This is a genomic window from Oceanimonas sp. CAM02, assembly GCF_032842915.1.
GTDB classification, from domain to species: Bacteria; Pseudomonadota; Gammaproteobacteria; order Enterobacterales; family Aeromonadaceae; genus Oceanimonas; species Oceanimonas smirnovii.
The window spans coordinates 1-20,513 of sequence record NZ_JAWJBK010000001.1 but is presented as its reverse complement, the minus strand read 5'-3'; the positions used below and the strand labels follow the sequence as shown (position 1 = coordinate 20,513).

Annotated in this window: 19 protein-coding genes and 1 pseudogene; 4 read left to right on the top strand and 16 right to left on the bottom strand. The window is 57.2% G+C overall.

What is annotated here, in order from left to right:
* Positions 1-79: 79 nt before the first annotated feature.
* From R0I78_RS00095 to R0I78_RS00080, 4 genes are all read right to left on the bottom strand, one after another.
* A complete protein-coding gene (locus R0I78_RS00095) occupies positions 80-421 on the bottom strand; it encodes a 4a-hydroxytetrahydrobiopterin dehydratase (RefSeq protein WP_317073843.1) in 342 nt (113 codons plus the stop codon).
* Between the two features lie 9 nt (positions 422-430).
* Positions 431-1,225: a phenylalanine 4-monooxygenase gene (gene phhA, locus R0I78_RS00090; RefSeq protein WP_317073842.1), complete on the bottom strand. Its 795-nt coding sequence runs from the start codon at positions 1,223-1,225 to the stop codon at positions 431-433.
* A 94-nt stretch (positions 1,226-1,319) separates the two neighbouring features.
* Entirely contained in the window at positions 1,320-2,507 is a 1,188-nt protein-coding gene (gene pncB, locus R0I78_RS00085) for a nicotinate phosphoribosyltransferase (RefSeq protein WP_317073841.1), read from the bottom strand.
* A complete protein-coding gene (locus tag R0I78_RS00080) occupies positions 2,500-3,147 on the bottom strand; it encodes an isochorismatase family protein (protein WP_317073863.1) in 648 nt (215 codons plus the stop codon). The genes pncB and R0I78_RS00080 overlap by 8 nt, the downstream gene beginning before the upstream one ends.
* A gap of 147 nt (positions 3,148-3,294) precedes the next feature.
* Here R0I78_RS00080 and R0I78_RS00075 point away from each other — a divergent pair, with 147 nt between their 5' ends.
* The gene (locus tag R0I78_RS00075; RefSeq protein ID WP_317073840.1) at positions 3,295-3,636 is read left to right on the top strand and encodes a DUF2750 domain-containing protein; all 342 of its coding nucleotides are present in this window, start codon (positions 3,295-3,297) and stop codon (positions 3,634-3,636) included.
* A gap of 243 nt (positions 3,637-3,879) precedes the next feature.
* On the opposite strand, the gene R0I78_RS00070 is transcribed toward R0I78_RS00075, so the two are convergent.
* Genes R0I78_RS00070 through R0I78_RS00045 form a run of 6 tightly spaced genes read right to left on the bottom strand, consistent with a single transcriptional unit; the run spans position 3,880 to position 9,096 of the window.
* Positions 3,880-4,545, bottom strand: a complete 666-nt coding sequence (locus R0I78_RS00070; protein ID WP_317073839.1) for an HAD family hydrolase — start codon at positions 4,543-4,545, stop codon at positions 3,880-3,882.
* Positions 4,545-5,561, bottom strand: coding sequence for an ABC transporter ATP-binding protein (locus R0I78_RS00065; RefSeq protein ID WP_317073838.1), 1,017 nt, complete (start codon positions 5,559-5,561; stop codon positions 4,545-4,547). The genes R0I78_RS00070 and R0I78_RS00065 overlap by 1 nt, the downstream gene beginning before the upstream one ends.
* Positions 5,561-6,343, bottom strand: coding sequence for an ABC transporter permease (locus R0I78_RS00060; protein ID WP_317073837.1), 783 nt, complete (start codon positions 6,341-6,343; stop codon positions 5,561-5,563). Before R0I78_RS00060 ends, R0I78_RS00065 begins: the two co-directional genes overlap by 1 nt.
* Positions 6,336-7,247 (bottom strand): ABC transporter permease, encoded by a 912-nt coding sequence (locus R0I78_RS00055; RefSeq protein ID WP_317073836.1) that lies wholly within the window; start codon positions 7,245-7,247, stop codon positions 6,336-6,338. The genes R0I78_RS00060 and R0I78_RS00055 overlap by 8 nt, the downstream gene beginning before the upstream one ends.
* Positions 7,244-8,047, bottom strand: coding sequence for an alkaline phosphatase family protein (locus tag R0I78_RS00050; RefSeq protein ID WP_317073835.1), 804 nt, complete (start codon positions 8,045-8,047; stop codon positions 7,244-7,246). The genes R0I78_RS00055 and R0I78_RS00050 overlap by 4 nt, the downstream gene beginning before the upstream one ends.
* 2 nt (positions 8,048-8,049) lie before the next feature.
* Entirely contained in the window at positions 8,050-9,096 is a 1,047-nt protein-coding gene (locus R0I78_RS00045) for an ABC transporter substrate-binding protein (RefSeq protein ID WP_317073834.1), read from the bottom strand.
* Positions 9,097-9,264: 168 nt separating this feature from the next.
* Between R0I78_RS00045 and R0I78_RS00040 the strand changes: the two genes are divergently transcribed.
* Positions 9,265-9,948 (top strand): transglutaminase-like cysteine peptidase, encoded by a 684-nt coding sequence (locus R0I78_RS00040; RefSeq protein WP_019933330.1) that lies wholly within the window; start codon positions 9,265-9,267, stop codon positions 9,946-9,948.
* Positions 9,949-9,988: 40 nt separating this feature from the next.
* Positions 9,989-11,911, top strand: a complete 1,923-nt coding sequence (locus R0I78_RS00035) for a LapD/MoxY N-terminal periplasmic domain-containing protein (protein ID WP_317073833.1) — start codon at positions 9,989-9,991, stop codon at positions 11,909-11,911.
* A 9-nt stretch (positions 11,912-11,920) separates the two neighbouring features.
* Here R0I78_RS00035 and R0I78_RS00030 read toward each other — a convergent pair whose 3' ends face one another.
* Genes R0I78_RS00030 through R0I78_RS00010 form a run of 5 tightly spaced genes read right to left on the bottom strand, consistent with a single transcriptional unit; the run spans position 11,921 to position 17,805 of the window.
* The gene (locus R0I78_RS00030) at positions 11,921-12,265 is read right to left on the bottom strand and encodes a hypothetical protein (protein WP_026344595.1); all 345 of its coding nucleotides are present in this window, start codon (positions 12,263-12,265) and stop codon (positions 11,921-11,923) included.
* The gene (locus R0I78_RS00025; RefSeq protein WP_317073832.1) at positions 12,265-12,882 is read right to left on the bottom strand and encodes a response regulator transcription factor; all 618 of its coding nucleotides are present in this window, start codon (positions 12,880-12,882) and stop codon (positions 12,265-12,267) included. Before R0I78_RS00025 ends, R0I78_RS00030 begins: the two co-directional genes overlap by 1 nt.
* On the bottom strand, positions 12,879-14,201 hold the full coding sequence (locus tag R0I78_RS00020) for an HlyD family type I secretion periplasmic adaptor subunit (protein WP_019933334.1): 1,323 nt from the start codon (positions 14,199-14,201) through the stop codon (positions 12,879-12,881). The genes R0I78_RS00025 and R0I78_RS00020 overlap by 4 nt, the downstream gene beginning before the upstream one ends.
* Positions 14,198-16,339, bottom strand: a complete 2,142-nt coding sequence (locus R0I78_RS00015) for a type I secretion system permease/ATPase (protein ID WP_317073831.1) — start codon at positions 16,337-16,339, stop codon at positions 14,198-14,200. The genes R0I78_RS00020 and R0I78_RS00015 overlap by 4 nt, the downstream gene beginning before the upstream one ends.
* Positions 16,340-16,395: 56 nt before the next feature.
* Positions 16,396-17,805 (bottom strand): TolC family outer membrane protein, encoded by a 1,410-nt coding sequence (locus R0I78_RS00010; RefSeq protein ID WP_317073830.1) that lies wholly within the window; start codon positions 17,803-17,805, stop codon positions 16,396-16,398.
* A gap of 234 nt (positions 17,806-18,039) precedes the next feature.
* On the opposite strand from R0I78_RS00010, the pseudogene R0I78_RS14895 reads away from it, so the two are divergent.
* Positions 18,040-18,402, top strand: a pseudogene (locus tag R0I78_RS14895) (retention module-containing protein); the annotation flags it as partial.
* 48 nt (positions 18,403-18,450) lie between these two features.
* On the opposite strand, the gene R0I78_RS00005 reads toward R0I78_RS14895, so the two are convergent.
* Positions 18,451-20,513, bottom strand: a 2,063-nt coding sequence (locus tag R0I78_RS00005) for a hypothetical protein (RefSeq protein ID WP_317073829.1), incomplete at its 5' end; no start/stop codon positions are given.

The following is a 20,513-nucleotide window of genomic DNA, read 5'->3' as shown; positions in this document are numbered from 1 at the left end:
ACCTCCCCCTTAAAAAGGAGGAGGGAGCTTTTTTGCACCTCCCCCTTTTTAAGGGGGAGGCTGGGAGGGGGTTAAGGGATTACGAAGGGAGCAGCTGATCCGTCCGTGCCGCCATAATAAAGTCGTTGCGGTGCAGCCCATGAATGGCATGAGTCCACCAGGTCACGGTGACCTTGCCCCATTCCAGCAAAATGGCCGGGTGATGAAACTCGCTCTCGGCCAGTTCTGCCACTTTATCCGCAAAGGCCCAGGCCTGTTTAAAGTTCTTGAAGGTAAACTCCCGCTCCAGCTGCAGCACACCGTTCCGGGACTGGGGTGTCCAGTCGGGGATCTGCGTCATCAGTCCGGCCAGCTCGGCATCGCTGACTCTGGGCGCATCGGCGCGGCAGGCCTCGCATTCTTGTTGGGCCAGTTGGCTCATGGTGTCTCCTTAAATGGCGGTTTTCTTGGGTGGAAAAGCAGGTGCAAACAGCCCCAGCTGCTGTGCCTTGTGCACTTCGGCCATAATATCCATATCGGCAATGGCGAACAGCTGATCCAGGCTGTCCAGTACATAATAAATGGGCTGCATAATGTCGATGCGATAGGGGGTGCGCAGCACATCCAGCAGGTTAAAGGGGCGAAACTCGGGCTCGCCCGACCCAAAAGCATATTGCGTCTCACCGGGTGATGACAGTATGCCACCGCCGTAAATGCGCCGGCCCCGAGGCGTGTTCAGCAAACCAAACTCCACGGTAAACCAGTATAGCCGCGCCAGAAACCCCCGCTCTTTGGGCGTGGCTTTTTCGCCAAGCCTGCCATAAGTATGAGTAAAGCGGGCAAAGGCCGGGTGAGTGAGCATGGCGCAGTGGCCAAACAGCTCATGAAAAATATCCGGCTCCTGTAAATAGTCCAGGTGCTCACGCCGGCGAATAAAGGTGGCCACCGGAAACTGCCGGCTGGCCAGCAGTTCAAAAAAGCGATCAAAGGAAATCAGCGCCGGCACTCTGGCCACTTGCCAGCCGGTGGCGGGCTGCAGCACCCGGTTAATGTCTGCCAATTGTGGAATGTGGTCTTGTGGCAGATTTAACTGCTTAAGCCCTGTCAGATATTCGTTACAGGCCGTTTGCTGCACACAATCCAGCTGGCGGGTGATAAGCGTCTGCCAGATGGCGTTTTCTTCCTCCGGATAATGAATATGGCCGTCAGGCCCGGGTGTGCGGGCCACGTAGGTGGAGGCGTTCATTCAGCCTTGCCCTTTGTCAGTGATAATGCCTTTACTGTAGAGACAGCGGCCATGAGTGAAAAGGGCAGGGCGGCACTGTGACGTTACAGGGGTGTCAGTTTTTGTTTACGGATGGCGGCTGCACGCCAAATACCTGAGACAGATAAGCCAGATAACCGGCGTCTTCACACATGGCCTTGCCCGGGCTGTCGGACAGTTTGGCCACCGCCTGGCCGTTACAGCGGGTCATTTTAATCACCATGCTGAGCGGCGGCGTGTTGGTAACGTCGTTGGTCAGGTGGGTGCCAATGCCAAAGGCCGGCCGGCACTGGCCGGCAAAGCGCTGATACAGCTCCAGTGCCTTGCTGACCGTGAGTGAGTCACTGTAGACCAGCCGCTTGCCGTTGGGGTCGATTTTCAGCTTGCGGTAGTGGGCCAGGGCTTTTTCGGTCCAGATAACCGGATCGCCCGAGTCGTGGCGCAGGCCGTCGAACAGCTTGGCGTAGTAGAGATCAAAGTCCTGCAAAAATGCATCCATGCCCACCACATCGGTCAGGGCAATGCCCAGCCGGCCGCGATATTCACTCACCCAGGCGTCGAGTGCTGCTTTCTGGCTGTCTATCAGGCGCGGGCCCAGCGCCTGAAAGGCCTGCAAAAATTCATGGGCCATGGTGCCCATGGGCGGGCGGTCAATCAGCCGTGACAGCGCCAGGTTGCTGGTGCCGGAAAACTGTGTGGGCAGGCCGGCGGCCAGGGTTTGCACCACTTCCTGTTGCCATCTGGCAGAAAAGCGCCGGCGGGTGCCGAAGTCGGAAAAGCGAAAGCCCTCTGCCGGTGCCAGCAGGTCCATTTTGTGTTGCGTGCGCGCCCGTGCCTGCTCCCAGTCGGGCTGAGGATAATGATGGCGGCAATACACCTCGCTGATAATGGCCAGCAGCGGCACTTCAAACAGAATGGTGTGCAGCCAGGGGCCGCGAATGCTGAGTTCCAGCCGGCCGTTAACGCATTCAAGGTGCACAAAGCGCCGGTCGAGCCGGAACAGCCGTAAAAAGTGAATAAAGTCGGGCTTGATGTAATCGAGACCGGCCAGATAATTCAGCTCGTCATCGCTGAGCTGCAGTGTGCATAAGTGGTCAATTTCCCGGCTGATGTCGTTAAAGCAGGCTGAAAAGTCCACATTTGGGGTGCGGCAGCGAAACCTGTATTCCACTTCGGCGGCCGGATGCTGATGCAGCACCGCCTGCATCATGGTGTATTTATAGAGGTCGGTGTCGAGCAGGGTAGTGATCACGGGCTCAGTCATGGGCCTGCTCCAGCTCGCTGGCATGCTGCACAAAGTGCGCGCCCAGCTGAATCATCTCGGCAATGGCCCTCTCCGTTGTGTCATCGGCCACGCCCCGGGTGGCGGCACGGTTTACAATGACAGTAAAGCCGGCGGCCAGCAGCTGCCTGACAGTGTGAAACACACAATAATCGGTGGCCAGGCCGCCAATGATGACGGTGCTGATGCGGTTACCGCGCAAGTATTCAATCAGGCCGGTGCTTTGGCGCTCTGCCATGTCGTGATAGCAGGCACCGTAGGGGTGCATGTCGGGCTCCACGCCTTTCCATACAAAAAAGTCATAATCGGCCGGGTGGGGCAGGCCGTCTAGCAGCTCAAAGCCTCGGGTGCCGGGCACGGCGTGCAGGGGCCAGCGAATATCGACGTTGTCACCTTCCACCGGACTGAACGCGGGCTTGTCATCACTGGCTACCCAGACAGCTTGCGGTGAGTGAGCGTCTTTGGAGCCCAGGCGCAGGCCGGCAAAGGCGGCCTGGCGGTTAAGCTCTTCGGCAATGGTATCGCCACCGGCTACCGGCAGCTCTTCGGGGCAGGCGGGAGTGAAAGTATACTGGGCATCTACGTCCAGACTGGCTACCCTGTGTTTGGCGGGCAATTTCATCAAGGCCGTCTCCTGTTTGTTATGTGTGGCAAAGGGCACTGCATAGCACTGTTTTTTAATATTGTTTTGATTGAGTCTAATGTTAATTTGGTTCAGTATCGCCCCCATTCGGGGTGTTCTCCCCTCATTAAGCCAAAGGTGACCGTAATGAGCCAGCTCCACCAGACAGAATATCAGCGTTTTATCGATCAGGTTAAAGCCGACAATGTGATGTGGGGGCTTCGCTTCGGAGACGAGTGGGTGGTGTGTGACTCCACCGAGTTTGAGGATACCGAAGTGATGCCGGTGTGGTCTACCAAAGCTGAGGCCCAGGCCCAGTGCATGGATGAGTGGGCCCAGTATGAGCCGTTTGAGATCACGCTGGCCGAGTTTCTGGAAATTTGGGTGGAAGACCTGTCGGAAGACGGCGTACGCATTGGCCCCAACTGGAACGAAGAGCTTGATGGTATCGAGCTGGATGTGCTGGAAATGGTGAAAGAATTCGCCTGACGGCTGCTAAGTCGGGAAAAGAATCGATTTCACGACACGCATTCGTTGAATGCCACTCATTAAAAAGCCTGCTGCGAACATACTCAATGTTCGGTCAGGCTTTTTATTTCGTCACGGCGAGCAGGTTCGCCCCATGTGACGCTCGAAAATGCCTCCCTGGCATTTTATAGTCGGCTCCGGCAATCCCCACTGCTGCTTCGGGCAATATCGGCGTTGTCTGTTTATGCTTTTATAGCTGATCGCTTACGGCTGTTTTTTCAGCGTCCAGTTCAGCTGTTGCCAGCCTCGCTCGGCGGCGATGGCGTTCAGCGCCTCGTCACCGTTGATCACCACGGCTTTATCCACGTATTCCAGCAGCGCCAGATCGTTGTGGGAGTCGCTGTAGCCGTAGCAAAAGTCCGGCTCAACATTGTGTTCCCGCAGCCAGTGACCCAGGCGCACTACCTTTCCCTGCTGAAAACTGAAAACACCTTCCGGCCGGCCGCTGTAGCGGCCGTTCACGACTTCCACCTGTACACCAATGGCGTCTTCCACCCCCAGATAATGCGCGATGGGCCTGACCAGGTGCTCGCCGGTGGCGGAAATGATCAGGCAGCGGTGGCCCTGGGTGCGATGCCAGTCCAGACGTTCCCGAGCCTGCGGATAAACGATGGGGGCAATGTGCTGGCTGATAAACTTCGTTACCAGTGGGGCCACCTCTTCGGGACACCGGCCTTCCAGCGGTGCCAGGGTCAGCGCCATGTAGGCGTTCATATCGAGGGTGCCGGCGTAATAGTCTTCCATTAACCGCTGCTCTTCGGCCAGCAGGGCGTCGCTGACCAGGCCACGCTTGGCCAGAAACTCCAGCCACAAAGTGGCAGAGTCACCGGCAATCAGGGTTTCGTCCAGATCAAATATGGCCAGCTTCATCAGGCAACCTCTTTCAGTTCATTTTTGGGGAGCAGCAGCTCGACCCGGCTTCCGGCAGACAGTAATGAGGCCGGGCCCCGGTTTAGCGTATCCACCTCCAGGGTGGCGTGGGCCAGTCTCATGCGATAACGGATCACGTTGCCCAGCAGCTGGTGGTGCTCCACGTGGGCGGGTAAAGGCGTTGTCATCGGCATACTATAATCGCGACCCGGCTCGTGAATGTAAATGGTCTCGGGGCGAATGGCCAGCCGGCCGCGAATGCGCAGGCCGAACAGGGCGGCGGCCTGTTCGGGGCCAAGCAGGTTGTAGCTGCCCATAAAGCCCGCCACAAAGTCGTTGGCGGGGCGCGTGTAAACGCCCTCGGCGGTGTCGGCCTGCACTATGCTGCCCTGGTTCATCACAAAAATGCGATCCGACAGGGTCAGGGCTTCTTCCTGATCGTGGGTCACGAATACCGTGGTCAGTTCAAGCTGTTGCTGAATACGCCGGATCTGCTCGCGCAGCCGCTTGCGAATGGGCGCATCCAGCGCCGACAGCGGCTCGTCCAGCAGCAGAATGCGCGGCTGCACCACCAATGCCCGGGCCAGGGCCACCCGCTGGCGCTGGCCGCCGGACAGCTGGGCGGGGTAGTGCTTTTCCCGGCCTTCCAGGCCTACCAGCTCCACGGCTTCCGCCACCCGGCGATTCAGCTCGGCCTTGTTCAGCCTTTGCATACTCAGGCCAAAGGCGATGTTGCCGGCCACCGTCAGGTTGGGAAACAGGGCATAGCTTTGAAACACCATGCCAATGCCCCGCTTCTGGGGCTTGAGATGGGTAATGTCTTCACCGGCTACGCGAATATGGCCATGATCCGGGCTGACCAGCCCGGCCAGGCTGCGCAGCAGGGTCGACTTGCCACAGCCCGAAGGGCCGAGCAGGGTGACCAGCTCGCCCCGGCTAATATCGAAGTGAATGTCGCTGAACACGCGGGTGTCGCCAAAGGATTTGGCGAGATGGGCAACTTCCAGATAAAACATCAGGCGCTCCGGGATTGCAGGCGCAGCGCCACCCAGGTGGCGAGGCCGATAAACAGGAAATAGGACATCACCATGGCACTGGTGAAGTGGCCGCTGGTGGTGCGCTGGCTGTACAGGTAGACCTGCAGGGTTTCAAAGCGGGTGCCCACCAGCAGGTTGGCAAACACGAACTCCCCGAACAGGAAGGAAAACGCCAGAAACAGGGCGCTGAGCAGGCCGTTGCGCAGGTTGGGCAGCACCACCTGCAAAAAGGCGCGGGTGGTGCCGGCACCCAGCAGGTGGGCGGCGTCCATCAGGTCGGGCAGGTTCACCGCCTCCAGATTGTTGGCCAGGGCCCGGTACATAAAGGGCAGGCTCAGGGTGAAGTAGCACAGCACCAGGATCCAGGGCGTGCCCACCAGCGGAAGGGGGCCGCCGGCGTACAGTTGCAGCAGGCCTACCGACGACACCACCGGCGGCACTGCAAAGGGCAGCAGCACCAGCAGGTTCATCAGCCCTTTGAGCCGGGGAAAGTGGTAAAACACCACAAACAGCGCCGGCAATATCAGCACCAGGCTGAGCGCGAGCGCCGCCAGGCACACCAGCAGCGAACGGCCAAAGGCGGCCAGAAAGCGCTGGTCGGTCCACAGTTTGGCATACCACTCGGTGCTGAACCCTTGCGGCAGAATGTGAGCGCCCCAGCTCTCGGCCAGGGAATAGGCCAGGGTAATGACGATGGGGGCGGCCAGAAGAGTGACCAGGGCCCAGACCGTGAGGCGGGCGGACAGGGGGGGCTTAGACATGACGACTCCGGGCAACAAGCCACTGGTTAACGACGGTGACCAGCACCAGCAGGGCCATCAGCAGCAGCGACAGCGCCGCCGCCAGCTGGGGCTCGAGGAAGATGTCTCCCGCCACCAGGCCGGCAATTTGGATGGTCACCAGGTTGTAGTTGCTGGTCATCAGCGCATAGGTGCTGGCGTAGGCGCCGAGGGCGTTGGCCAGCAGTATGATAAAGGTACCGAGCAGGGCCGGGCTCAGCACCGGCAGCACCACCCGCAGCCAGTAGCGCACCGGGCCGGCCCCCAGCAGGGCGGCGGCGTCGCGCCAGTCGTCGCGCACGGCGTCAAAGGCCGGGTACAGCAACAGCACCGCCAGCGGCACCTGAAAGTAGGTGTAGAGCACCAGCAGGCCGCCACGGGAATAGAGATTGAACTGCTCGGCCAGCCCCAGCTGCTGCAGCAACAGGGTCAGGGCGCCGTTCATGCCCAGCAGCACGATAAAGGCAAAGGCCAGGGGCACGCCGGAAAAGTTGCTGGCCATGGTGGTAAAGGCTACCACGGCGTTTTGCAGCCGGCCCGGCACCCGCCGCAGTGCCGCCGTGCCCAGGGTGGCGATGATCAGTCCCGCCAGGCTGGACCAGAACGCCAGATCCAGGCTGTTGCTAAAGGACTGGTGATACCAGGGGGAGCCGAGGATCTCGCGAAAGTTGGCCAGGCTCCAGTCGCCGCCCGCCTGAAAGGCGTTGATCGCCACCCAGGCAATGGGCGCCAGCTGAAACAGGGTAAACACCAGGCCAAAGGGCAGCAGCAACAGCAGCGGCAGCCGGCGTCGCCAGGCCGAAGGGCGAGCGGCCGGAACGCTGCCGGTGTTCACGGGAGCCGCGGTGCGTGAGGGCCGGTCGGTGGTCAGGGCAAGATCGGTCATATCAGCAGCTCCCGGCACTGGGGTTTGTGGTGATCCAGGCCGAGCAGGCTGGCCAGGGTGCCGCACAGCTCGGTCTGGCGCGGGTGGGCGTGGCGGTCGTGACTGAACGCCGAGCCCAGCACAAACAGCGGCACTTCCCGCTCTTCCGGCAGGGCACCGCTGTGGCTGCGATCCCGGTTCATGCCGTGATCACTGGTGATCATCAGCTGATAGCCTTGCTGCAGCCAGCGCGGCACATAATCGGCCAGCAGCAGATCGAAGCGACGGGCGCTGTTGCGGTACTGGGAGGAGTCCAGGCCAAACTGGTGGCCGGCATGATCCACGTTCATCGGGTGGATCAGCAGCAGACTCGGATCGGCATTACATCGCAGCCACTCGGCGTCGAGCAGCAGGTGGCTGTCGGGGTAGTCGTCCTGGTGGTAGAAAATGCCGTGCTGAATGGGCAGCTGTGGGTCCTGGGTAAAGCGATCCCGCAGTGGATCGTAGGGCGCGCGGTTGTACAGCTCGCTCATCCAGTGGTAGGCCGCCGCCGCCGTGGTGAGGCCGGCACCCTGAGCCAGGTGAAACAGGCTGGTTTCGTTGCTCAAACGCACCACGCCGTTGTGCACCACGTCGTGATCCACCGGCCGGGTGCCGGTGAGAATGGTTTCGTACAGCGGGCGCGACAGGGCCGGCAGCTCGCACTGTAGCTTGTAGCCGGTGGCGCGGCCCGCTTCGGTCATGGCCAGCAGGTAGCCCAGGCTGTGCCGGGCTACCTCATGGGCCAAACCGTCAATGATGATCAGTATGACCTTGTGCATGCTTACCTCTGCTGGTGCACCAGCACCTCGGTCTGCCACTGGCGGGGCAGGCGCTTGGTGCTTTGCTCCCAGGTGCCGAAGTCGGCAATGGGGCGGGCATTGGCGTACATCTCGTTGGGCAGCAGCCTGGCCTGCACGTCGTCGGGCAGGGTCACGTTACTGCGAATGGGACGGGCATAGCCCCGGGCCAGGTTGATCTGGCCGGCGTCGCTGAGAATGTATTCCCGCGCCAGCTTGGCGGCATTGGGGTGCTTGGCGTACTTGTTGATGATGGTGGCATAGCCGGAGATCAGCGAGCCGTCTGAGGGGATCACCACGGTAAAGCGCTCCCGGTCGATTTGATCCCGGTAGTTGAGGGCGTTGAAGTCCCACAGCACCGCCATTTCAATTTCGCCTTTTTCCAGGTTGGCGATATTGGTGTCCACCGGCGACAGCCGGCCCTGACGGGCCAGATCCGCGAATAGATCCAGCGCCGGGCTCAGGTTGGACTCGTCTCCGCCCAGAGCAAAGGCGGCGGCCAGAATGGCGCTGTTGGCCTGAGCGGCCACGCCCACATCCCCCACTGTGACCTGGTAGTCGCCGTCGCGCAGATCGGCCCAGGAGGTGGGCACTTTTTTCACCAGCTCGTTGTTGACGATAAAGGCGATGGTGCCGGTGTAGCCCAGCATCCAGTGGCCGTCTGCATCCTTGGCCCAGTCGGGGATCTCGCTCCAGGTGGACGGCTTGTAGGGCTGAGTGACGCCCTGCTGTACGGCGATAGGGGCAAAGGCGGCACCCACGTCACCGATGTCGGCGGTGGCATCCTCTTTTTCGGCGGCGAACTTGGCGATTTCCTGGGCCGAGCTCATGTCGGTGTCCTGGTGCTTCAGGCCGTACTGGCTACCCAGATCCCGCCAGGTATCCTTCCAGTTGGCCCAGCTGTCGGGCATGCCGACGCTGTTGACCTGGCCTTCGGCCCGGGCCCTGGCTTCCAATTCGCTGAGATCGGCGGCCTGGGAGGTGGTGCCCAGGGCCAGGGTAAGCAGACTTGCGGTGAACAGCTGTTTCATGAGCGTGATGTCCTTGTGTTTAAAACAAAATGCGCGCCCATGGTAGGGGGGCTTTATGACATTCAGGCGGCAGTTTTAAGATGATTTTGTGGCGAGGAATGCTCAGAAACTGCCCAGAGTGAGTCCGCTATGTTAGGATGATTCATCATCTCCTTCAGGGCTCACGGAATGCGTAAAGTAACCATAAGCATGACCTTGCTATTGCTTTTGGGATGGCTTTTCCGTGATCTGCCGCTTTCTTACGGTGCCGGCACCATTCATGTTGATTTTCCCCGTGTGCATCAGTTGATGGAAGCACGCTACGGGCGTGCAGATATTTCCCGCGAATGGGAGAGCATGCTGAATGACATCAGCGCTTTGCCCGAGCAGGAGCGGTTAAGCCGGGTAAACCGCTTTTTTCACCGTCATCTGCGCTATCAGCTGGATCAGGACTTATGGGGGCAGGAAGATTATTGGGCCACGCCGGTAGAAACCCTGGGTCGTGGCCTGGGTGATTGTGAAGATTACGCCATTGCGCAGTATCTGAGTTTACGTATGGCGGGGATCAGCGACGATCGCCTGCGCCTTATTTATGTCCGGGCAAAAATTGGCGGGCCTCGCAGTTCTATTTCGCAAGCGCATATGGTGCTGGGTTATTATGCGACTCCTTCTTCCGATCCGCTGCTGCTGGACAGTTTAACTTCCAATATTCTGGCCGGCTCTCAGCGTACCGATTTAACGCCGGTTTTTAGTTTTAACAGTGAAGGCTTGTGGACACCGGGCGCAGCTTCATCAGCCGCCAATCCGGTGGCGCGGTTATCGCGCTGGCGACAAGTGCTGGAAAAAATTCGACAAGAAGGAGTGAGCTGGTGAAGTACACAGTATTTGTTTATGGCCGCAGGGAGAAAGTGCTATGTCGCTGAATAAACAATTGTGGTTGGCGATCCTGGTACTGATGTTATTGGCTTTTATCAGCAGCTTTACTATCAGCACCATGAGTGCCCGTAATTATTATCAGGAACAGCTGCAGCAGAAGAATATTGATAATGCCAATTCACTGGCACTGACATTATCTCAGGTGGAAAAAGATGATGTTACCGTGGAATTATTGGTATCGGCCCAGTTTGATACCGGCCACTATCGTCGTATTGAGCTGATAGCGCCATCCGGTGAGGTGCGGCAGCAGAAGGTGTCGGCATCAGCGGCACAGCAGCATACTGTGCCGGCCTGGTTTGAGAAGATGGCAGCCTTGTCTGTGCCGGCCGGCGTTGCTCAGGTACAGGATGGCTGGCATCAATACGGCACCTTGTATGTTGAAAGCCAGACTCAGGTGGCTTATGCCGCCTTGTGGCAGACCACGCTGCGGCTGACCGCATGGCTGATGCTGGTTGCGGTGTTATGTGGTGTGCTGGGCAGCTGGTTGTTAAAACGAATAACCCGGCCGCTGGAAGATGTGGTGAAACAGGCAGAAGCCATTGGCGGACGCCGCTTTATTACCTCCAACGAGCCCAGAACCCTGGAGTTTGGCCGTTTGGTGCGAGCCATGAACCTGTTGTCGGGCCGGGTGCGTGACATGCTGGAAAATGAGTCTCGCCGGCTTGAGGCATTACGTTATCAACACCAGCATGATGCGGTAACCGGGCTGGCCAACCGGGAAACCATTAACAGCCAGCTTGATGCGCTGCTGAGTGAAGATGACGGCCATCATGGCATGATTCTGGTGCGTATTGCTGATCTCGCCGGTATTAACCGCATGCTGGGGCACGGGCAGACAAATGCGCTGCTGGCTGAGCTGGCAGGCATATTACAGCGCTGGCCGGAGCAGGAGCGCGCCTTGTTTGCCGGCATGAATGCTGGCAGGCTGAATGGCAGTGATTTTTTGTTATTACTGACAGACACTGACGCCTTGCCGGCGTTGAGTGCCGCGCTTGATCAGCGTTTGCGGGAATGGAGCCAGGGGGTGGCTGACGTGCAGCCTGTGTTGCCTCAGGGAGCCTGTTATTTCACCGCCGGTGAAAGCCGGGGAGACGTCATGAGCCGGATAGACAGTATGCTGGCCGTGGCGGAGCAAGGAGGCGCGACAGGCACAGCCGTAATGGAAACGGTATCGTCGCGTCATCACTGGAGTGAAGGTGAGTGGCGTGAGCTGCTGAATAACGTGACCACGGCCCATGCGGTTGTTTCCGCACGCTTTCCGGTATTAACGCTGGCTGATAATGACTGTTTGCATGAAGAGGCCATGATGCGTGTGCACTGGCAGGGCAGCACCTGGCGGGCCGGTGATATTACGCCCTGGGCCCGTCGCCTGGGCCGGCTTGCAGAGCTTGATCTGGCCATGGTGGAGCACGTTATTGACGGGCTGAAACATAATGAGCAAAAACCAGTGGCAGTGAATGTGTCTGTAGATACATTACGCGATGTGGCAGGCCGGCGGCGTCTGGTTAGCTTGCTGAGCAATGCCGGTGGCTTTGCGCCTTTGCTCTGGCTGGAGTTTGCTGAGCGACATGTGATTGCCGAGCTGGAATTATTTCGTGCGTTTTGTACTGAAGTGAAAGCAACAGGGTGTCATCTTGGTATAGAACGAGCCGGGCGGGATTTTGCAAAAATTGCGCATCTGGAAGAGCTTGGGCTGGATTATCTTAAGGTTGATGGCTCTTTGCTGGCCGGGCTTGAAGAGAATGAAGGCAACCAGGGGTTCTTGCGTGGTTTTTGCAGTCTGGGGCACAGCATTGGGTTGTGCATGATTGCAGACGGTGTGCAGGATGCACAGCAGCGTGATTTGCTGCGGGCTCTTGGGTTTGATGCTGCCGGCGGGCCGGGGATCCGGCCGCTGTGATATAAATAATCAGATCATGGGGATTTGTTCGTCGTCATCATTATCATGGTCACTGAATAAATCCAGCCGGTATTGCTTGCGCAGGCTTTGTCTGGTGAGCAGTTTTTGCTGAGCCATGGACGGCAGCTCGGTGAACTGAATCAGTTGCTTGTCTATCAGTAAGTCTATCAAGTCTTCCAGCACCCGCGACATGGCCAGATCAGACGCTTTGAGCGGATCTGATCCGGGCTCTGCCGCTGCGTTAATAAACCGGGCAAGCTCCGGTGATTGGTCTTCTACAGGCTCACTGATATCCGCGATTTGTTCACGGCTGACCGCACAAATACGCCCGTCTTTGTCTCTTTTTACAAACATCAGCATAGTCCCTGTTCACGTGCCAGTAATACCAGGTGCATGCGATCTCTGGCTCCCAGTTTCTCAAATACAGAGCTTAAATGTGCTTTGACGGTACGCTCGGTAATATTCAGTGTGATGGCAATGCGTTTATTACTGCTGCCTTTTATGACCTCAGCGGCAACCTGACGTTCGCGTGTGGTTAATTTGCTGAGCAGCGATTCTTTATCACCTGCTGCGCTGCCAGTGTTTTCAAGCATGGGGGAGAGCAGGCCTATCATATGAGTGACCAGCTCGGCAGGTAACCACATGCCCCCGGCACAGACAGTTTGGGCTGCCTGAGTCAGGATCTGCTGACTGGACAAGGCCTCAAGATAGCCTCGGGCTCCTGCGGTCAGTGCCTGGCGCAGCTCATTTATCTGAGGGTTGCGGGTAATGGCAACAACGGTATTTCCTTGTGCTGTCTGATGCCTGATTTGTGCTTCCCAGCCCGCAACGCCGGTAAGAACCCATATCAGTCCGGCAGGAACAGATAACGCTGCCTGATCACTGGCCTCGACCAGGTTTACATTCGGAAAAGCCTGATGCCAGCGCGGACTGTAAAATCCTTTTTCGGTAATAAATACTGAATTTATCATCTTTCTGTCATCGCTTTTGAAGTGGCTCTGAGGACGGGTTTCAGCAGGTATTCCAGTACGGTTTTTTTGCCTGTAAGAATATCAACTTCAGTGACCATGCCGGGAATAATGGTAAGATCGGCAGCAAGGTTGGTTCGTTCAGTGGCCAGGCGCACCAGATAGTAACTGCTGCCCTGATCATCCTTGATGGTATCGGCACTGATATGTCTGACTTCCGCATTTAAACCGCCATAAATGGCAAAATCGTAAGCAGTGAATTTAATCATGGCGTCTTGCCCCGGGCGAATAAAGGCGATGTCTTTGGGCTGAATTCTGGCTTCAATGATGAGCTCATCATCCAGCGGGATCAGTTCAATCACTTCCCGGCCCGGTGACACCACGCCGCCCACGGTATTGGCAAACAGCCGTTGCACCGTGCCTCTTACCGGCGCGCGAATCTCGGTTTGCTGTACTCTGTCTTCCAGTGCAGATTCTGCCTCACCCAGTGCATCCAGCCTGGCTTTTGCTGCCAGATAGTCACGCCGCCATTGATTGGTCACATTAAGTTCTACTTCTCTGAGTTTGTTCTGAGCTTCTTCTATGGCGGCTTCGCTTCGGCTGATGGCGGCTCTTGCCCGCTCGGCTTCACCACGTGAACGACTGATCTCGCGCTGGATGCGCAGTATATCTACATCGGAAACGGCCCCCAGCTGCAGCAGCGGACGGGTCACTTTCAGCTCTTGCTGACTGAGCGCCAAAGACTGAGTGTGTTGCCTGAGTTCAGCCTGCGCTTCAACCAGATCCTGCTGGCGCTGGCTGAGCTGATGATTATAAATGGCAATTTGCTCTTGCAGCTCTTCCTGGCTGGCGCGATACAAGCGCAGTTCCCGGCTGATAAGATCGGGAGCCTGTTCATGCAGCTCATCGGCAAACACCGGCTCGGTTTGATCAATCAGCGCCTGCAGGCGTGTCACTTCAGCACTGGCCGACAGATATTGAACCTGGCTCTCACGCAGGTTGGACATGGAGCGGGTTGGATCGATACGCAGCAGTACTTCACCGGCCTCTACGGTTTGGCCTTCTTTCACCAGGATCTGCTGCACAATACCGCCATCCAGCGATTGTATTATCTGCAGCTGCCGTGAGGGGATCACCCGGCCCTCTCCCCGTGTTACTTCATCAAGAGAAGCAAAAGCAGACCAGACCAGCAAAGCAATCAGTACCAGACCCATGGAATAGAGCAAGGCTCTGGCGCGAACGGGTTCCTGCTGCAGGCGGGCCCATTGGGCATCAAGATCCCAGTTTTTGTTGGTGTGAGGCTGTTTGCTGTTTGGGGTCATGCCGCACTCCCGATTTTGCCTTGCCTTAATGCCTCGAGCACTTCTTCTTTTGGCCCGTTGGCAACAATCTGGCCATTATCAACCACAATGATCCTGTCTACCAAAGACAGCAGTGAACTCCGGTGAGTTACCAGCACCATGGTTTTGCCGTGGGCACAGTGTTGCAGACTTTGTTTTATCTGTTGCTCATTGCGTTGATCAAGTGATCCTGTGGGCTCATCAAGAAGTAAAATGGGCGCGTCTTTTATCAGTGCTCTGGCAATGGCGATGGACTGACGTTGCCCGCCAGATAACAGCTCGCCCCGCTCACCCACCTGCATATCAAAGCCAGAGGGATGAGTGTCGACGAAGTCGGCCAGGCCACTCTGGTTGGTGGCATGAACAATACGGGCATCATCAACCTGCGACATGCCCATCACCAGGTTATCGCGCAGAGTGCCGTAAAACAGTGATACATCCTGTGGCACATAGCCCATGGCTCTGCGCAATTCGGCCGGATCCAGCTGGCGAATATCAACGCCGTCTATCAGGATAGTGCCGGCACTGGGCTCATAAAGCCCCATGATCATGCGCTCTATGGTGCTTTTTCCTGAGCCGTTACGCCCGAGAATAGCCACATGCTCTCCTGACTGGATTTTGAAACTGATATTTTGCAGTGCCTGCTTTTCGGCATTGGGATAACTGAAGCTGACCTGACGGAACTCGATATCTCCTGCTACCACAGGACGGCTGACTTTATGCTGCCCCTCTGCACGCTCGGTGGGCGTGTCCATAATCCGGTTCAGCGTATTCATGGCGGCTACCGCATGATGATATTGAGACAGCAAGGACGCCGCATGGCCTACCGGCCCCATGGCCCGAGAAGACAGCAGGTAGCAGGCGATAAGTCCGCCTTGCGTAAGCTGACCGTCACGAATGAGATAAACGCCCAGAATAATCAGGCTGACGGCAACCACTTGTTGCGTCCAGTTGGCACCATTACTGACCGACGAAGCCAGCAGTCTCATGCGAGCGGTCAGCTTGGAGAGAAATAAAATAGTGCTTTCCCAGGTGCCCTGCATTTTGCTGGCTGCACCGGTAATTTTAATGGTTTCAAGATTACTCAGGCACTCTACCAGGGTGGCGTTGCGCATGGCGCTTGCCTGCATCATTTTTTCAGAAAGGCGCTGCATACGGCGCTGGGCAATAATGGCATACAGTAAGACGATTAATGCGCCTATTATAATGGGAATAACCATCAGCCAGTTAATAATGGCAATAATGGAGCAAAATAATAAAATAAAAGGAAGATCGACCAATGTAACCAGGGTGACTGAGCCAATAAAGCTGCGCACTGATTCAAAAGACTGCACATTACTGGCAAAAGAACCAGCAGACGCCGGGCGCTGTGACAGCTTCATGTTGAGAATGTGCTCCATAATGGACGCAGAGAGCGTTATATCGGCACGATTTGCTCCCATATCAACAAACCAGCCTCGCATCAGACGCAGACCCAAGTCGGCACATAGCACAATAAACACGCCGGCAGCCAGCACCCAGAGCGTATGTGTTGCGTGATTGGGTACCACCCTGTCATATACATTCATCACAAACAGCGGCATGGTGACCGCCAGCAGATTGATCAGAATGGCGGCAATAATAATGTCACGGTAAAGAGGGCGGTTTTGCTTTATAACGCTCCAGAACCAGTGTCCTTCGGTACGGAAATTTCCGCTGGTTCCGCGCTCATCAAAATGAAACAGAGGATGAGCATAAATAAGGTTTCCGGAATACTGTGGTTCAAGTGTATCAAGAGAGACGGTCACTTCAGCATCCGGCAGGTCGGGCCAGATAACGCTGGCAGTTTTTTGCTGCTGATCAATGCCTGTAATAACACAGGCATTGTTATTATTCAGTAAAAGCGTGGCGGGAAGTAATGATGTATTTATGTCGGACAGTGTGTAAACAGAAACTTGGCTGGCAAGCCCGGCCCGGCGTGCGGCCCGGTGAAACACAGACGGTGTTAACATGCCATCTGCCAGTGGCAAACCTGCCAGTGCGATGTCGCTGGTAAGCTTTCGCTGGTGCAAACGGCATAAAATGAGCAAACACCCGAGCAAGGGATCAGCTTGTTGGGTATGGTGTTTTGTTTGTGGCATTCAAGCTTCCGTATATTCCCCGGCAAGATGCCGGGGCTGTGATGAATTACCTGCTATTAGCGTAATATTCTGACCTGGCTGATGGCGGAACGGATTTCTTCGGCAGGGCAGGCTGAGTCTGCATCTACAGTAACCGGCTCTGCTCCCAGATCACTGAGCGAGGGTAACTTATCATTAACTACGCTCAGCGCTGGCAGCAGCTGGCCCATGGCCGCAAGGGTGCGTGCAATGGCGGTGCCCCTGTCGTAAAGCGCATTGGTATAAGCCCGGCTCGCCTGAAAATATTCGTTTTGGGCGTCGAGCACGTCAAGCAGCGTTCTTTCACTGATGTTAAATTGCCCTTGATAGGCAGCTCTTACCCTGTCTGAGGACAGCCGGTGCTGATTAAGAATGGGCAGCTGCTGATCAAGCTTTTGTACATCGTTGTATGCAATTTGCAGGGTCTGGCGCATATCAACACAGGCTTTGTTGCGCTGATCCTTGGCTCTGTCTACTTCTTCATAGGCTTTATCAACATTTGCCTGATCACGGCCTCCGCGATACAGGTTGTAGCGAACATCCAGACCAACACGCCCTTCGGTGCGCCGTTCATCGATAGTGCCATCTACATAATCCTGAGTGCCGTATCTGGCATTAAGGTTAAGTTCCGGATGAAACGCCGCCTGCTGGCTTTCTACAGCAGCTTCCTGGGCGCTGATATTTCGAAGTGCGGCGTGAAATGAAGGGCTGTGTTGATAGGCCAGTTGCATGGCGTCGCGCAAGGTCAGCGGTAACTGGCTGTTATTGAACTCCAGCTCCGGCATGTTTTCCGGTGGCAGCTCTCCGACAATGCGCAGGTAGCGAGCGGTGACATCATGCAGGTTGGTGGTTTCTGTTAACAGGTTGGACTCTGCAAGCGAAACACGGCCACTTATCTGCTCAAGATCTGCTCTGCGTGCTACCCCGGCACGGGCACTGGTTTCAATTTGTTCAAAAACATCTACATGGCTGGTTAAGTTGTCTTCCGCCTGACGCACCAGATCGCGATAGCGCATGACATCCTGATAGGCTCTCAGGGTTTCTAATGCAGTGCCATCAATTGTTTCCAGTAATTCAAAGTAACGAACCAGCTGCGCATTCTCAAAACGAGTGACATCGTTTGAGGTTTTAAAGCCATCATAGAGCATTTGTACCAGGGAGATTTCTGCGGCACTGCCGGTAAAGTCTTCCGGATTGGTGTAGTTGCGCCATTCCTTACCATACCCAGCGGTTACATCCACCGTTGGCTTGTATCCGCCTTTGGCAAAGTCGATGTCATATGCCGAGGCATTGAATATTCTCCAGCTGGCCTGAACATCAGGATTGGTTGCAATTGCTTTTTCTACAATACCTGCCGGGCTGGCAGCTGATTCCTGCGCATTCGCAGCTGAAGCCAGTAAGCATGCTCCTGCAAGAACAGATAGTACTCGTGGTTTTGATGATTTCATAATGTATGACCCAGTCCATTAGAGTTAGTTAAAGCTACAGTCATCCATTGAAGCGAAAGCACGTGCACGTGGATGCTCTGTTTACTGATATCCTTGCGCTTCAGTTGAAGCTTTAACCCTAACCTATCTTAAGCATCTTTACGTGGATACATACTGTACCAGAGGACAATATTTTCTTGTTTGCTTTAACGATAAGATGTAGCAATTATCAGGGTTTTATAAGGTTGGCAAGGTATGAGCGTAGCAATAGCTGTGATCACCGAGGCCTCTGGCCAGGTAACCGCGAAATCTGCTGACGGTTCTGTTCGTCAGCTTTCTGTTGGCGACACTGTGTTCGCTGGCGAAACGTTAATTACCGGAGAGGGCGCTGAAGTGGCGCTGGATTTTGGTGATAACGTGCCCATGTTGTTTGGTGAAAACCAGACCCTTCAGATGACGCCAAGCATGCAGTCAGCCGCAGAGCCAGCTACGCAAGAAAGTGCCTTGCTTGATCCCAGTGTTGAAGCAGTATTGGCTGCCCTGGAAAACGGCGATGATATTTTAGAAGAGCTTGAAGCACCTGCCGCGGGTATTGCCGGTGCGCCTTCTGGTGGCGGTGGTTCTTTTGTGTCGCTAACCCGAGTAGCCGAGCAGGTTGATCCTCAGTCATTTGAGTTTGGTATAGCCCCTGTAGATCCGTTTGAAGTTGAAGCCGGTGCAGCGGCCCCTGATGCGGATGCCGATGCCGATGCCGATGCCGACGCCGACGCCGACGCAGATGCTGATGCCGACGCGGATGCGGATGCTGATGCAGACGCTGACGCCGATGCCGATGCCGACGCCGATGCAGACGCTGATGCCGATGCTGATGCGGATGCAGACGCCGATGCGGATGCCGACGCGGATGCGGATGCTGATGCTGATGCGGATGCGGATGCGGATGCCGATGCGGATGCGGATGCCGATGCGGACGCAGATGCAGATGCAGATGCTGATGCCGATGCAGATGCTGATGCAGATGCCGACGCTGACGCCGATGCGGACGCCGATGCTGATGCCGATGCCGACGCGGATGCTGACGCGGATGCGGACGCCGATGCCGATGCTGATGCTGATGCTGATGCGGATGCTGATGCTGATGCTGATGCTGATGCGGATGCCGATGCGGACGCGGATGCCGATGCAGATGCTGATGCAGATGCTGATGCAGATGCCGATGCTGATGCTGATGCGGATGCCGATGCGGATGCTGATGCTGATGCCGATGCGGACGCTGATGCTGACGCCGATGCCGACGCTGACGCGGATGCCGATGCGGACGCTGATGCCGATGCTGACGCTGATGCTGATGCCGATGCGGACGCGGATGCTGACGCGGATGCGGACGCCGACGCGGATGCTGACGCCGACGCGGATGCGGACGCGGATGCGGATGCGGATGCGGATGCGGATGCTGATGCAGACGCGGATGCCGATGCTGATGCTGATGCCGATGCTGATGCCGATGCGGACGCGGATGCGGATGCCGATGCCGATGCTGATGCGGACGCTGATGCCGATGCCGATGCAGACGCCGATGCCGATGCGGATGCCGATGCGGATGCCGATGCGGATGCCGATGCGGATGCTGACGCGGATGCGGATGCCGATGCGGACGCTGATGCCGATGCGGATGCGGATGCTGATGCGGACGCGGATGCCGATGCTGACGCGGATGCGGATGCAGATGCTGATGCGGACGCGGATGCCGATGCTGATGCTGATGCGGATGCCGATGCGGATGCTGATGCTGATGCTGATGCTGATGCTGATGCCGATGCGGACGCTGATGCTGACGCCGATGCCGACGCTGACGCGGATGCCGATGCGGACGCTGATGCTGACGCTGATGCGGATGCTGATGCTGATGCGGATGCCGATGCCGACGCCGATGCGGATGCTGACGCGGATGCCGATGCTGACGCGGATGCCGATGCTGACGCGGATGCGGATGCAGATGCTGATGCGGACGCGGATGCCGATGCTGACGCCGATGCCGATGCTGATGCTGATGCCGATGCCGATGCTGATGCTGATGCTGATGCCGATGCTGACGCGGATGCCGACGCTGACGCTGACGCCGATGCTGACGCGGATGCCGATGCGGACGCCGACGCGGATGCGGATGCTGATGCCGACGCGGATGCTGATGCTGATGCCGATGCGGACGCCGACGCCGACGCTGACGCTGACGCGGATGCCGATGCGGACGCCGACGCGGATGCTGACGCTGATGCTGACGCGGATGCCGACGCTGATGCGGATGCGGATGCGGATGCAGACGCCGATGCGGATGCTGACGCGGATGCGGACGCCGATGCTGACGCCGACGCTGACGCGGATGCGGATGCTGATGCTGATGCGGACGCTGATGCCGATGCGGACGCGGATGCTGACGCGGATGCGGACGCCGACGCTGATGCTGACGCGGATGCCGACGCTGATGCGGATGCGGATGCGGATGCAGACGCCGATGCCGACGCGGATGCCGATGCAGATGCTGATGAAGACGCCGATGCGGATGCGGATGCGGATGCTGATGCAGATGCCGATGCCGATGCCGATGCAGACGCTGATGCCGATGCAGACGCTGATGCGGATGCCGATGCGGATGCCGATGCAGACGCTGATGCTGATGCCGATGCGGATGCTGACGCCGATGCTGATGCCGACGCGGATGCTGATGCTGA

Excerpts from the sequence above, each read along its gene's own strand:
- R0I78_RS00095 (WP_317073843.1), bottom strand. The coding sequence starts at position 421 with ATGAGCCAACTGGCCCAACAAGAATGCGAGGCCTGCCGCGCCGATGCG.
- phhA (WP_317073842.1), bottom strand. The coding sequence starts at position 1,225 with ATGAACGCCTCCACCTACGTGGCCCGCACACCCGGGCCTGACGGCCAT.
- pncB (WP_317073841.1), bottom strand. The coding sequence starts at position 2,507 with ATGACTGAGCCCGTGATCACTACCCTGCTCGACACCGACCTCTATAAA.
- R0I78_RS00080 (WP_317073863.1), bottom strand. The coding sequence starts at position 3,147 with ATGAAATTGCCCGCCAAACACAGGGTAGCCAGTCTGGACGTAGATGCC.
- R0I78_RS00075 (WP_317073840.1), top strand. The coding sequence starts at position 3,295 with ATGAGCCAGCTCCACCAGACAGAATATCAGCGTTTTATCGATCAGGTT.
- R0I78_RS00070 (WP_317073839.1), bottom strand. The coding sequence starts at position 4,545 with ATGAAGCTGGCCATATTTGATCTGGACGAAACCCTGATTGCCGGTGAC.
- R0I78_RS00065 (WP_317073838.1), bottom strand. The coding sequence starts at position 5,561 with ATGTTTTATCTGGAAGTTGCCCATCTCGCCAAATCCTTTGGCGACACC.
- R0I78_RS00060 (WP_317073837.1), bottom strand. The coding sequence starts at position 6,343 with ATGTCTAAGCCCCCCCTGTCCGCCCGCCTCACGGTCTGGGCCCTGGTC.
- R0I78_RS00055 (WP_317073836.1), bottom strand. The coding sequence starts at position 7,247 with ATGACCGATCTTGCCCTGACCACCGACCGGCCCTCACGCACCGCGGCT.
- R0I78_RS00050 (WP_317073835.1), bottom strand. The coding sequence starts at position 8,047 with ATGCACAAGGTCATACTGATCATCATTGACGGTTTGGCCCATGAGGTA.
- R0I78_RS00045 (WP_317073834.1), bottom strand. The coding sequence starts at position 9,096 with ATGAAACAGCTGTTCACCGCAAGTCTGCTTACCCTGGCCCTGGGCACC.
- R0I78_RS00040 (WP_019933330.1), top strand. The coding sequence starts at position 9,265 with ATGCGTAAAGTAACCATAAGCATGACCTTGCTATTGCTTTTGGGATGG.
- R0I78_RS00035 (WP_317073833.1), top strand. The coding sequence starts at position 9,989 with ATGTCGCTGAATAAACAATTGTGGTTGGCGATCCTGGTACTGATGTTA.
- R0I78_RS00030 (WP_026344595.1), bottom strand. The coding sequence starts at position 12,265 with ATGTTTGTAAAAAGAGACAAAGACGGGCGTATTTGTGCGGTCAGCCGT.
- R0I78_RS00025 (WP_317073832.1), bottom strand. The coding sequence starts at position 12,882 with ATGATAAATTCAGTATTTATTACCGAAAAAGGATTTTACAGTCCGCGC.
- R0I78_RS00020 (WP_019933334.1), bottom strand. The coding sequence starts at position 14,201 with ATGACCCCAAACAGCAAACAGCCTCACACCAACAAAAACTGGGATCTT.
- R0I78_RS00015 (WP_317073831.1), bottom strand. The coding sequence starts at position 16,339 with ATGCCACAAACAAAACACCATACCCAACAAGCTGATCCCTTGCTCGGG.
- R0I78_RS00010 (WP_317073830.1), bottom strand. The coding sequence starts at position 17,805 with ATGAAATCATCAAAACCACGAGTACTATCTGTTCTTGCAGGAGCATGC.